This window comes from Desulfopila sp. IMCC35006, assembly GCF_005116645.1.
Taxonomy (GTDB): Bacteria; Desulfobacterota; Desulfobulbia; order Desulfobulbales; family Desulfocapsaceae; genus Desulforhopalus_A.
This window is the reverse complement of sequence record NZ_SWCM01000018.1, coordinates 1-12,835: the sequence shown is the minus strand read 5'-3', so window position 1 is coordinate 12,835 and position 12,835 is coordinate 1. Positions and strand designations below refer to the sequence as shown.

At 45.0% G+C, this 12,835-nt stretch carries 12 protein-coding genes and 1 pseudogene; 9 read left to right on the top strand and 4 right to left on the bottom strand.

All coding sequences use genetic code 11. The features are described from left to right. Window positions 1-10 precede the first annotated feature (10 nt). From FCL47_RS24480 to FCL47_RS21190, 3 genes are all read left to right on the top strand, one after another. Window positions 11-799, top strand: a complete 789-nt coding sequence (locus FCL47_RS24480; RefSeq protein ID WP_153306388.1) for a hypothetical protein — start codon at window positions 11-13, stop codon at window positions 797-799. 113 nt (window positions 800-912) lie between these two features. Then, on the top strand, window positions 913-2,718 hold the full coding sequence (locus FCL47_RS21195) for a SpoIIE family protein phosphatase (protein ID WP_136815729.1): 1,806 nt from the start codon (window positions 913-915) through the stop codon (window positions 2,716-2,718). A 179-nt stretch (window positions 2,719-2,897) separates the two neighbouring features. Continuing rightward, window positions 2,898-3,470 carry a hypothetical protein gene (locus FCL47_RS21190; protein WP_136815728.1) on the top strand — a complete coding sequence of 191 codons (573 nt, stop codon included), beginning with the start codon at window positions 2,898-2,900 and terminating at the stop codon, window positions 3,468-3,470. Between the two features lie 5 nt (window positions 3,471-3,475). Here FCL47_RS21190 and FCL47_RS21185 read toward each other — a convergent pair whose 3' ends face one another. Then, entirely contained in the window at window positions 3,476-3,835 is a 360-nt protein-coding gene (locus tag FCL47_RS21185; RefSeq protein WP_136815727.1) for a hypothetical protein, read from the bottom strand. On the opposite strand from FCL47_RS21185, the gene FCL47_RS21180 reads away from it, so the two are divergent. The 6 genes and pseudogenes from FCL47_RS21180 to FCL47_RS25225 all read left to right on the top strand — a co-directional run. Next, entirely contained in the window at window positions 3,820-4,095 is a 276-nt protein-coding gene (locus tag FCL47_RS21180; RefSeq protein ID WP_136815726.1) for a hypothetical protein, read from the top strand. The genes FCL47_RS21185 and FCL47_RS21180 overlap by 16 nt on opposite strands. After that, window positions 4,092-5,477, top strand: a complete 1,386-nt coding sequence (locus tag FCL47_RS21175; RefSeq protein ID WP_136815725.1) for a TolC family protein — start codon at window positions 4,092-4,094, stop codon at window positions 5,475-5,477. Before FCL47_RS21180 ends, FCL47_RS21175 begins: the two co-directional genes overlap by 4 nt. A 96-nt stretch (window positions 5,478-5,573) precedes the next feature. After that, complete coding sequence (locus FCL47_RS21170) at window positions 5,574-6,983, top strand: multicopper oxidase domain-containing protein (protein ID WP_136815724.1); 1,410 nt, start codon at window positions 5,574-5,576, stop codon at window positions 6,981-6,983. A 24-nt stretch (window positions 6,984-7,007) separates the two neighbouring features. Continuing rightward, a complete protein-coding gene (locus FCL47_RS21165) occupies window positions 7,008-7,571 on the top strand; it encodes a plastocyanin/azurin family copper-binding protein (protein WP_136815723.1) in 564 nt (187 codons plus the stop codon). A 113-nt stretch (window positions 7,572-7,684) separates the two neighbouring features. Next, entirely contained in the window at window positions 7,685-8,026 is a 342-nt protein-coding gene (locus FCL47_RS21160) for a copper-binding protein (protein WP_136815722.1), read from the top strand. A gap of 813 nt (window positions 8,027-8,839) precedes the next feature. Next, window positions 8,840-8,965, top strand: a pseudogene (locus tag FCL47_RS25225) (transposase); the annotation flags it as partial. A gap of 75 nt (window positions 8,966-9,040) precedes the next feature. Here FCL47_RS25225 and FCL47_RS21150 read toward each other — a convergent pair. From FCL47_RS21150 to FCL47_RS21140, 3 genes are all read right to left on the bottom strand, one after another. Beyond that, on the bottom strand, window positions 9,041-9,913 hold the full coding sequence (locus FCL47_RS21150; protein ID WP_136815720.1) for a ParB/RepB/Spo0J family partition protein: 873 nt from the start codon (window positions 9,911-9,913) through the stop codon (window positions 9,041-9,043). Next, window positions 9,907-10,665 carry a ParA family protein gene (locus FCL47_RS21145; protein WP_136815719.1) on the bottom strand — a complete coding sequence of 253 codons (759 nt, stop codon included), beginning with the start codon at window positions 10,663-10,665 and terminating at the stop codon, window positions 9,907-9,909. Before FCL47_RS21145 ends, FCL47_RS21150 begins: the two co-directional genes overlap by 7 nt. Before the next feature lie 562 nt (window positions 10,666-11,227). After that, complete coding sequence (locus tag FCL47_RS21140; RefSeq protein ID WP_167496597.1) at window positions 11,228-12,454, bottom strand: replication initiation protein; 1,227 nt, start codon at window positions 12,452-12,454, stop codon at window positions 11,228-11,230. Window positions 12,455-12,835: the final 381 nt, after the last annotated feature.

The window sequence follows — 12,835 nt, the reverse complement described above, 5'->3', positions numbered from 1 at the left end:
AGGAGTAAATATGAAAACGAAACGTTATTTCAAAACTATGCTTTTAACGATGGCTGTCTCGGGGCTGTGCCTGCAGACTCTAGCCGGGGCACAGGCCACCTCACAAACCCAGCCCGCCTATTCAAGTGCAGTCAAGGCTAGACAGGCAGCACAGGTTGCAAAGCGGGAGGCAATGACTACGAACGCATCTCTGCAGGCGGCCCTTACTCATGTGGAAAAAGCCGAAGATCAAATGGGCCAGCTGCAGATGTCCGGCGATCAACACCAGAGGATGTCGGCCGAAATGACTCTTAATGATGCCGAGGATAAATATGTTGGCATGCTTTCAAAAATGTCAGGGGTCTCGGAAAAGGATATCAGCGATATGCACACGACAGGTGTAGGTTGGGCGGATGTTCCCAGTGAATTAGGTATGCATGGTATGATCGGGCACAATACGAACAATATTGGTAAGGGAAGCATGACTCCAGGTTCCATGATGGTCTCCAGAAAATCGGAAGTCATGGAGGCTACAGCCAGAGATACCAAGTCAGGAATGACGAAAGGCCATGGAGCAGGCATGCAGACTGATGTGCATGGGAGTGGGGGCATGGCGTCTGGTGCAGGTGGTTTAGGTAATGGTATGGGCAGTGGCGGGATGGGAGATCATGATAGCGGGATGTCTGGCAGCATGGGCGGCGGAATGGGAGGTGGCAGTGGATCCGGCGGTGGGCATGGTTCCGGCGGTGGCAGCGGTTCCGGCGGTGGCAGCGGTTCCGGTGGTGGCAGTGGTTCCGGTGGTGGCGGTGGCATGCATTAATACTGTTCATTTTTCACGATTATCCGAAAATGAACAAACGATGGTAATCAAGACTCCCTGGCTTCCACTTCGGGAGGCCAGGAAGATAGGAAAGGCGACAGGATGTGCAGAAAATGATGATCCAACCCAGGAGTTTACAGCAACGGACCTTGTTTTTTATTCTGGTACCGATATTTTTACTTTTAGTGTGTATGTCCGTTGCCGGATATATCTTTGTTCGAACAATACTGCTTAATCAATGGGGTGAGACGGCAATTGCCAAACTGCAACGTAAGGCTCATCAGATTGATATGCGATTGCGTAAACCAAAAGATCTGCTCCTTCTGTTGCACAACAGGAATGGGGCTGGGATTAACAGAGATGTTTTTTCCTATATTATTAATGAGATAAAAAATCTCGACGGGGTAGTCAGCGTCAATGTCGAGTGGCCGGAAAACACTCCTGAGAATGATTCCCAACGCTCTGATAATGAACGAATAAAGGGCGATATGCACTTTTATCATCTGGAACAGTTAACTGTCAGTTCGCCTAAATACAATAGTCAGGATAAAAACAGGACCATTTCATTAGAATCAAAGGTGAATAATAAATTCGACCAGACGTCGGGAAGGGTGGAAGTGGTCATTTCTTTTGATAATCTTATCAATGACATAATCAAAGCTTCCTGGTGGAAGACCAACAAGGCATACCTGATCGATGATTCCGGCAATGTTTTAGCGAATACATCGGTTGAGTCAAATGTGAAAACGGGTTCTCCCCAGCAACCATTCGGTTCTACCAATGCACTAGAACGAGACACTTTGAAGGCTATGGGAAAAGCTCATTTTGGTACGGTATTCGGTCCCGGTTCTCCACCAAATGAAATCAGCGGCTTCTATCGTCTCACCGAAGCACCATGGACGATGGTGGTTATCGCACCTGGTGATAAAATTCTACACCCTGTTATACGATTCAAACTGTTGTATATCCTGTCGCTTACCATCGGTATTGTATTTATTCTTCTGATTATTCGGGGCACAACAAGCAGACTGACCAAAAGAATAAGAGAGCTTTCTGCGGCAGCCGATACTCTGGCAAACGGCTCCTTTGGTCCTCCTCTCGCTGTTACCACTCGCGATGAGGTCGGTGAGCTCACAAATAGCTTCAACAAAATGACCCAACAGCTTAAACAGAGACTCCTGCTGAAAGAAGCAATGAACGTTGCCCGGGAAGTACAACAGAACCTGTTGCCGCATGATATTGTCACCCTGAAGGATATCATTGCCCGCGGTCTCATCCTTTACTGCGATGAGACGGGAGGAGACTACTTTGATATTCTAAGTTTTCCCGGAAACGACCAAAAGGTCGGGGTCGTTGTTGGAGATGTAGTAGGTCATGGAATCGGTGCAGCCCTGCTGATGACCACTGTACGGGCACTTCTCCGAGGCCGCGTGGTTCAGCCGGGTAATCTTGGTGAGGTAATGGGTGATGTCAATAGCCTTCTGTGCCAAGACACCATGAAATCAGGTAATTTTGTGACCCTGTTTTACCTGGAAGCAGACCGGGGGCGGAACACTCTTCGCTGGGTTCGTGCGGGTCATGATCCGGCAATTGTCTATTGCCCGGCAAGTGGAATTTTTTCGGAACTTAAAGGTCAGGGGGTAGCGCTGGGGGTCGATGAGACCTGCACCTATGCATACAACGAGTTGCCAATCAGGCAGGAGATCCAGCTTATTCTCATCGGCAGTGATGGCGCCTGGGAGGTCGAAAACAAGGCGGGAGAGCAGTTCGGCAGGGAGCGTCTAAAGAAGGTATTGGCCGACAACTGCACTCTGCATCCGGATGAAATTCTTCAGGCCATTATTCGAAATATAACTGCATTCCGCGGGGAAAATCCACAAAATGACGACATAACCCTGGCCTTGGTCAAGATGAGTTGATGATAACCTGCGATGGTGTAACCGCTATTGTTCGAGGCCCAGATGGGTGATTGATCTGCAATATGCCAGCACCTTCTTTTTAAGTGTAAAAAGTATAAAAACGGAAATTTATTTCTGTTCTTATGAAGATAGAATTCTATCTATCTTCTCCCTCAAAAAATTCAATAAGGTGATCGATCATGAAAGTCTTTCAAGCTGCACTGATATCGCTGTTCCTCTTAACCGCAATGCCAATCTACGCTGCACAGGAAAACCAGAAACCTGCAGGGGATGCAGCTGCCGTCAAAATGAACCAGGAGATTGCGGCCGCAACGATGCAGGAAAACCCGGATACTATGGACTCTGCCACAATGCAGATGAAGGACACGCGAATGAAGATGCAGGCAGCGACAAACCCTGCCGAACGAAAGAGCCTTATGCATACGCATATGCAACAGATGCATGAAGGGATGAAAATGATGGATATGATGAGTGGTGAAAATGCAGATAAAATGCCCATGGGCGGCAATGAAACGCAAAACAAACCAATGACCGGTCAAGAAATGAAAATGGCGCCCAAGGACGGACACGACATGAGTAAAATGGGCGCAGATGGCTGCATGAAAATGAACAAAGAAAAGATGGCCATGAGGGAAAAAATGATGGGATCATGTGACATGATGGGTGATGTAGCCACGATGAAAAAAAAGATATCGATGATAACGGAAATGATGAATGGCATAATAGCACAGCAGGAAATGATGATGAAATAACACCGCTATTCTGCCATAAATCGACCAATAGGGTTATGGCAGAATAGTCTAATCTCCTCTCCAGACTGAGCTAAATCGTTGTCTGGATTTACATGGCTAAGGTAGCTCATAGAGGCATCAGGCGCCATAACGAAAAGGATGGCAAGGGCCAGGGTATATTCGTGATGTTTCCTTAGATCATTATTGATTGAGAGATGCGGTTTTTTGATGCCAGCTGTATTTTTTAAAGGAGCACAATATGGCGAGACGACAACAATATGCTTTTTTCTTTCTTTGCTGGTGCTTTTTAACCTTTTCCACACTTGTTCGCGCACAGTCTGATGTAGCCGAAAAAGGTGAGCCTCAGCCAATGAAGGCGGCTTCAATAATTCTCCATTACAGCTCGGTTTTTGATCGATACCAGAGTTATGACGATATTCAGGGCGGCTCCTGGAGGGACGCCAACGACGCAGTGGGGCCATCGGATGTCAGGCTTTCCCCCGCTGACGGCATGAAACAGCACAATGCTGCTCCCGGGATGGAGCGACATGACATGTCGATAGAATCAGCTTCAGTCGGAGACCCCTCACCTGAACAGAAATCAAGTACTGAGGCAGGGTTTAATCATCCTGGGGTAAAACCATGAACTGGGCGCGTTTTGCCGCCGGTATAACGTTGCTTTCAATTGTCGCTCTGTCCGGCTGTGCAAGAGTCGAAATTGATAAATCTATCGATAGAATCAACAAAGACGCTGCTGATTTCACCGAGGGAAAACTCATTCTGGCGCAGAACCTCGATCAGCGGAAAGCTCTGGAGAGCATGGCGGCCGAACTCCTTGCAAAACCATTGAGTCAAAGCGATGCGGTGCAACTCGCTCTGGTAAATAGTCCAGCTCTTCAAGCTATGCTTGCCGCAAATTGGTCGAAACTGGCTGATGCCGCGCAAACCGGGCGAATTACGAACCCGGTGTTTTCCTTTGAACGGCTTGTCCTTGGGGACGAATTAGAATTGACCCGACTACTGTCCTTCAATTTACTCGACCTGCTGACCTTGCCGCAGCGCTATGGGCTCGCACAGCACCGTATCGAAGAGGCGCAATTGCGCCTGACGATAGAAGTGGTCGATCTTATCAGCCAAATTCGCCTGGCCTGGGTTAATGTCCTCGCCGCCCAACAGAATCGTAATTATGCCGAACAGGTGTTTGAGGCTGCCGAAGTCAGTTCCAGATTGGCCAGAGAAATGCAGCGGGTCGGTAATTTCAGTAAATTGCAGCGGGTTCGCCAGCAGGTCTTTTACAGCGATGCCGCGACACATTTGGCCAGAGCTGAACAAGAAACTCTCTCCAGCCGTGAGCAGCTTATTCGTCTGTTGGGTCTTTCCGCGAGTCAGGCAGAAGAGCTTCTCTTACCTAAAATGCTCCCGACTTTGCCGGAGAACCCAAGGACACCACAAGAAATAAGCAAGGCCGCAAATCAAGGTCGACTCGATATCAAGCTGGCGGAGGCCGAGTTGCAGGCGGCTGCCAAAGCTCAAGGTCTGAATCAGATCACCAGCCTGACCGACATTGAACTAGGCATCCGGCAGGAAAAGCGATCGACCAGAAATGCCGGCAGCAGTATCTCTGGCAGCGGCTACGACATCGGAGTGCAATTACCGGTCTTCGACTGGGGAGATATGCTGCGTGCCGGCATGAACGCTGATACTCTGGCCGCGGTAAATCGTCTGGAGGCAACGGTATCTGCCGCGGGATCCGAACTGCGTGAAAGCTACAGCGAATATCGTACCGCTTATGATGTATCAAAACACTACCGTGACGAAGTACTCCCTCTCTCCAGAATAATCTCCGAAGAGAATGTGCTGCGATATAACGGGATGTTGACAGGAGTCTTTGACCTGCTCGCCGAAACACGAGAGCAAATCAGGACTGTGATGGCAGCCATCTCCGCGCAAAAGCAATTTTGGCTGGCAGACGCGGCCCTGCATGCCGCGGTGATCGGCCATCCGAAGATGCTGGAACAGAGCCTATGACTAACCGGATGGTTGCGGGCGGCAAATTCGCCGATTCACTGCGACAGCAGATATGGGCATGATAAGCAGCTTAAGAGTCGATAAGAGGCAGGAACAATGAATTCAAGAAGGCAGTTTTTAAAGGCCGTTGGTCTGGCGGGCGGTGCTGTTGCGGCATCACTAGTCAACCGTGTGGCTATGGCCGCTCTCCCCGAACCAGTGATCCAAACTAAACCAGAGACCATGCCGCCACTCATTCCGAACCAGGGGAGGCCATATAATCCGGTTGTGACGCTCAACGGCTGGACCTTACCCTGGCGTATGAAAAATGGGGTGAAGGAGTTTCATCTGGTGGCCGAACCGGTAGTGCGGGAAATGGCACCAAGCTTTAAGGCGCATCTCTGGGGGTACAACGGCCAGAGTCCGGGGCCGACCATTGAGGTTGTGGAAGGGGACCGGGTGCGTATTTTTGTCACCAACAAATTGCCCGAACACACAAGCATTCACTGGCATGGTCAGCGATTGCCCAATGGCATGGATGGTGTCTCGGGGCTAACCCAACCGCCGATTCTTCCGGGCAAGACTTTTGTATATGAATTTATCGCCCGCCGTCCCGGCACATTCATGTATCACCCGCATGCTGACGAGATGGTCCAGATGGCCATGGGCATGATGGGTTCGTGGGTAACCCATCCCAGGGACAAACATCCGCTTATAGCAGAAGTTGATCGTGACTTTATTTTTCTGATGAATGCCTACGACATAGAGCCCGGCAGTTTTACCCCGAAGATCATGACGATGCTCGATTTTAATCTCTGGAGTTGGAACAGTCGTATCTTCCCGGGCATTGATTCTCTCAACGTTCGGCAAAACGACAAAGTCCGTATACGCATAGGTAATCTGACGATGACCAACCACCCAATGCATCTGCATGGGCACGAGTTTCTGGTAACGGGCAGTGATGGAGGCCCAACACCTCCTTCCTCACGATTTTACGAGGTGACCGCCGATGTCGCCGTCGGCCAGATGCGGCAGATCGAGTTTGTTGCCGACGAAGAAGGCGATTGGGCGTTCCACTGCCACAAGAGTCATCATACCATGAACGCCATGAGCCACGACGTAGCAACTCTTATCGGTGTCGATCAGCGGGAACTGGCCCGAAAGATCACCAACCTCATTCCCGACTATATGGTCATGGGCGAACGGGGAATGGCTGACATGGCCGCCATGGAGATGCCTATCCCGGACAATACCGCGCCGATGATGACGGGGGATGGACCTTTTGGTTCAGTTGAGATGGGTGGCATGTTCAGCGTAGTGAAAGTGCGACGCAATCAGCAACCGGGAAACTATTCAGACCCCGGCTGGTACAAACATCCACCGGGCACTTCAGCGTATGAATTTGCCGGTGCTCCGACCGAACCAGCTCGTATGCAATCCAAAATGCAGCAAGGTATGCCGCGACTGCATAAACCTTCAACGGAGGTTGAGGTAACGGTTCGTAAACCCAAAAGTACACATCATTAACTCTTGCCTTAAGGGGGAAAGAATATGAAAATAAAAACCATTCAATTCCTGTTTTATCTGGTGATTCCGATTGCGTTAGCCGGAGTGGCGTTTGCCTCAGGTAACCATTCAGGTGGGCACGAGCAAGGCCATGATGCTAAAGCTATTGGCGAACCTGGGATGCCGGCGATGGTCGATCGAACAGTGCACATAGATATGAACGATGAGATGCGCTATGTCCCCGATCATCTCATCGTCAAACAAGGCGAAACCATAAAGTTTGTATTGAAAAACAGCGGTGAGATTGATCATGAATTTGTTTTGGGAACAGAGAAAGAGTTATTGGAACATTATAAGCTGATGCAGAAGTTCCCTGAAATGGAGCACGAAGATCCCAACCAGGTCAGGGTAGCTCCTGGTCAGGTGGGTGAAGTCGTCTGGCATTTCACCAAGCCAGGTAAAATAGACTTTGGCTGCCTCATGCCGGGGCATTATGATGCCGGGATGAAGGGCACCGTCGAGGTAGGTTCGGCTGCTTTGGGGTCGGATGGGAAAAAAGCACCAAGCGATAGCCATAAGGGACATCAGCACGGATCGCCAAAGATTTAGGACAGGCAATTTCTCGTACCACCCCTTCCTGTTGATGTTATAGGAAATTGTTTTCACGAACTGGGTGTCGATGAAATAACAGCTCACCTATTATACAACCATTCATGAGGTAGATGATGAAAGTAAGAATATTGATCGTGAGTATGGTCGCTTTGATATGCTATTCCGCAGTCTCCGCAGCTGTATTGGTAGTGGCTGCACAGCAGGATGGGTTAGTTGCCGATATGACCGAAGGTGTGGTGCGGAAAATTGACAAAGATGCGGGTAAAATTACACTCAAACACGGCGAGATAAAGAACCTCAATATGCCTCCGATGACAATGGTTTACTCAGTTCACGATAAGTCTTTGCTGGACGCGGTTCAAACCGGCGAAAAGGTAAAATTCAAAGTAATCAACGAAGGCGGGAAGTTTGTGATAAAAGAAATTCGCCCTGCTGCAGCACCGCCGGAATGATCATTGTTCGGCAGATGCTTAACAATTGATTATTCCGGTAAATCCAGCCTTGGGACTATTTTTTGATGGAGCAAGGGGTTAGGCAATGCGCTGCCGAGTGATGATGTACCTCCACCTAAATGTTGTCAAACCGTTTTCAACAACAGACACCCAATTCCTGTAGTGCGAAGGCTATTGATATTTAATTTTTATAGGCATATATGCAGATTACCTCGGACTCGAGGCTAATCACACAATAGAAATGATGTCCATTGGTAACACTCGGTGGAAGGCACCTCACATAGGATAAGGTCGTTTCTGAACATATTACCCTGATCATGACCAAATGTCATGATCGAAGTGGAGCATTTTGGCACTTGGTAAACAGAAGGGTGTTTTCCAGAAACGTAGAGGCAAATGGAGCATCTTAGAATCTAGATGTTTCCAGACCATCAGTAATCTCAAATGCTCCATTTTTGACCATCACCGGCGTTGATACTACTTTCATCTCTGCCTCCGGATAAAGTGACAATCAACCCTTTTTCGTGGTAGAGATTTTTACAGAGTCTTTAAGGGATGGTAGAATCTTTTTACGCGGAGGGTGCTGTCTGCTCAGATTTCAAAAGTCCATATAGCTATATTCGATCTGAACAGAGATCGAAGTCAAGATCTCTTATATGGACGCCACCCGTTTTGCAATTGATACCTGAATTGGCGATTTAAATCTGGCTGCAGTATTATATCCGGCCTTTGATGCAGACCATGACCCCCCTAGTGTCAGGGAAGTTGCCGTATGAACTAAAACCCATTATAAAAGGGGCAGGAGGTTAATGCATGAGATATTCACCGGAACGAAAAGAAGCAGTGTTGAAAAAGATGATGCCACCGCACAACCGGTCCATCAGCCAATTGGCAAGCGAAGAAGGCATCAGCGAGGCGACATTATATAACTGGCGTAACGAACCCGAACAAAAGGCATCCTGTTGCCTGATGGCAATACCGGCCCAGATGGCTGAGCGCATGGTATCAAATTATCTATTGAGATAATAAACCTGAGATGACGTCTTGCAACTCACTCAATTCTGACCATAATATGTCTTTATCTCCACTGTTAAGTTCTACTTTGTTTATCTTTGGTAGTAAGCGCTTAACTTCCTGGATTTTGGCGATGACTCTTTTGTCCATCGGAGTAAGTATTCTTACAGGTTTGGGTCTTGTTAATTGCCTGATTTTAGCTACGGTAAGATTTTCGTTTTTAACTTTGTTATAAAGAAAAATCATCTCTTTAGGATCTTTTATTTTTGCGATCTCCAAGAGAACGTTTTTTGGTGTGTCGGACGTCCGACACTCATCTTTTAACTCATCTGGAAGTTTGTTAAGAGTTAGTATTTCATTGATTGTAGTCCTCGCTTTTCCTACCACCTCACTCAACTGGTTTTGATTGTATCCATGGCTTTCCATGATTCTGCTGTAAGCGTACGCCTCTTCAATGGGGTTTAAATCATCCCTTTGTATATTTTCAATTAATGCTATTTCAGCAGGATCTCCTTTGGAAAAAATCACAGGTATTACATCTAATTTTGCTATCTTTGAGGCTCGATATCGGCGTTCTCCTGCTATTATCAAAAAATCAGCATCAATTTTATCTATATCGTTTTTTCTTACTATGATTGGTTGTAATACCCCCTTACTGCTGATCGACGTGGCAAGTTCCTCTAATTTTATTTGATCAAAATGTTTTCTTGGTTGATCCGGGTCTGGCTCAATAGATTTAAGGGGGACTTTATATAAATTACCCTCAGTATATTGTTCAAAAACCGGATTCTCACGTTTAGCATCAATTCCCTGAAGGGTTTTAGTAGCTAACTTCGTCGTTTTTCCAACTGTTTTTTTTTTGAAATCTACCATATCGATAAAAGTTCTTGAGTTAACTTATTGTAGTCTTCAGTCCCTGGACTTTTACTGTCATAAATCATTATTGGTTGCTCAGCTATTTGAGCCTGCTTTATTCCTGTAATTTTTCTTATTTTTGTAGATAATACGATTTCTGAAAATTCCGCTAGCTGTTCTTCTACCCAGTCATTGATTCCTTTTTCACGGGAATCGAATATTGTCACTAAAATCCTAAGATAGTCTCTGATGTCTAGGTCTGGCCCCATTATATCTCTTATGGTGTCTATAAGATCAGCAAAACCTTCCAGAGAATAGCGACCGGTATCGGTCGGGACCAAAATAAAATTACTGGCATAGAGAGCGTTTATCTCTAAAATACCAAGTGATGGATGACAATCTATGACGACAAAGTCATAGTTGTCAGCTTCCTTTAATAAGGCGTTATTTAGCCTCATTTCTCTAAAATGCTCATTAAAAAGCGTGTTGGTTGCTTTGCTAAGGTGAATATTTGAAGCTACAATATCAAGGTTTTCAGTTGGTGTTTTGCAAACAACATCGCTGATCTTTTTTCCATTTATGAGAATGTCTTGTATAAAGTAATCACAATGATCGGCCATCCCCATGCCAATGGTGGAATGCCCTTGTGGGTCAAGGTCGATTAGCAAAACTCTGTAACCTGCTAGAGCAAGGCCACAAGCAAGGTTTGTTGATGTTGTTGTTTTGCCAACCCCACCTTTTTGGTTTATGACAGAAATGATTTTTTTCATAATCCCAATTGGAGTTTAAGAAAACTGCGGTAACTAACAATTTATTCGAATAGAAAATGATGAAAAACACGCTAATTCTATAAGGTCTTGTACATTAACACAATCAAAGAAAGAAGCACAACAGATAAACATAAAGGGTGTCGGACGTCCGACACCCTTTATGTTTAAAAATTGAGAGAAGGTTTTGAATTTGGCTTAGCATTACTAAAATAGAGAGGATAGCAAGAGAAAGTTTACCTGCTTATTCTCTGTCACCCTAAAAAACCTCAATATAAAAAATGGTAAGCAGTCTGAAAGGTTTTTCTCCAAAATCCCAGCTTTCGAAATAAAATTTTTCGAAAACATTCTGGAGTCCGAGCTACTTTATTGTTTCGAGTGGCAAACATCTTACTCCAATATATTGATCACCAAAGAAAATGACACTATAGAACCCCACTCTGAACGACTGGGGTTCTATTGCTTAACAGTTATAACATTCAATAAACTTAAACTAAGGCTGGCCTAATGGCCTTAATAAATTTAAGGGAGCCCTCTTAACATTGCAGTATTAAATCAGCCAACTTCAGAGATATTCCTCAGCAAATTCCAAAAATTGTTCTCTAAACTGAATAGAATTAACTCCATTTTCACGAAAAGATTTAAGTAAGACCGGGTGTAAGCTTGATTCGAATTTTTGAATTATTTCATTTTTGTAAATTTCATCTTTTTGGAGAAATTTTAATTCTATATCTGATAACCTTTTTTTAGCAGCTTCCTCTATCTCAAATTTTTTATTCCACTCTGATGTCTTTTTTTCCTTTTTTTGCCTTTCCTCTTCAGCTTCAAAGGCACTTTTTCCAGTAATTTTCTCCCTTAATAAATATGCCAAAAAGGCACCTCCTTTTTTATCTACCTTACCGGCAGCCAAACGAACATTGTAGTAATCGAGGATTTGTTGAGTTTTATCTTCTCCCAAGTCATTAATATATGACTGGGCTCTCAAAGGAGGTATTCCAAAATATTCCAACTTTTCTAAAAGTTCTTTTTCTGATGAGAGTTCTGGTCGTACTGGAAAAACTGATTTTTTATCCATAAAAGGAAGAGTTTCTTGATAAGCCTGGTTAACAATAATGAACTTAACTCTAGTTATTTTTCTTCCTTCTCTAATAGTTTCTAAAATAAAAGACAGATCACATTGGTAAAACCCGGCATCATCTTTCTTCTCAAATTCCTTCTTTGCTTGATTAAGAACCCATGCCCTAAATTGTTTAAACTGTGCATACTTCCCTTTATCAATACCTAGAATTTCTTTCAAATCATCAACTCGAAATTCTCTGTGACCAATTTTTCGATATTGCTTTAATAATTGATATATTCTTATTGAGTAAATACTCTGAAATTGGGCAAGTATGGTTAACTTCGATTGAGTAAAATCCCTCCTCAATTGCAAGAGGTACGGCTTCAAGCTTGGATCAAATCTAAAACTTATAGAGCCCTTTTTATTATTATACTTACAGGAAGAAACCCAACCAACCTTTAAAGGCCCGTCATCTTCAGGAATAACAATAACTCTTTGCATCAATTGATCTGTAATTTTATCAGCGTCTCTGTATGCATTATTCAAATCAATATTAAGAATTGACGCTAAATCACGAATCTTGATTTCATATGGATAAAAATCCACATCATCTGGATGAATCATCGATGCTACAGCAAAAACCAAACGCTGCTCGCCCACGCTCAAAGTGTACCTAGACTCGACGAGTTTGTTGGATTGTACGATCAGTGGCGATTTATCGTTTTTTGTCAAAAGACATCTCCTTGATGAAAGGGAATATATTCCTTTAAAAATACTAAGGTATAGACACAATGTCAACACTATACCATACCGTCAATCTCTATACCTTTGCTTCAAACGCTATTTACAACCTCCGACCATCAATCCCTATACCTTTCCCAAAGAGGATATTTACCCCCATACCGTCAATCTCTATACCTTTACTTCAAACGCTATTTACAACCTCTGACCATCAATCCCTATACCTTTCCCAAAGAGGATATTTACCCCATACCGTCAATCTCTATACCTTTACTTCAAACGCTATTTACAACCTCTGACCATCAATCCCTATACCTTTCCCAAAGAGGATATTTACCCCATACCGTCAATCTCTATACCTTTACTTCAAAC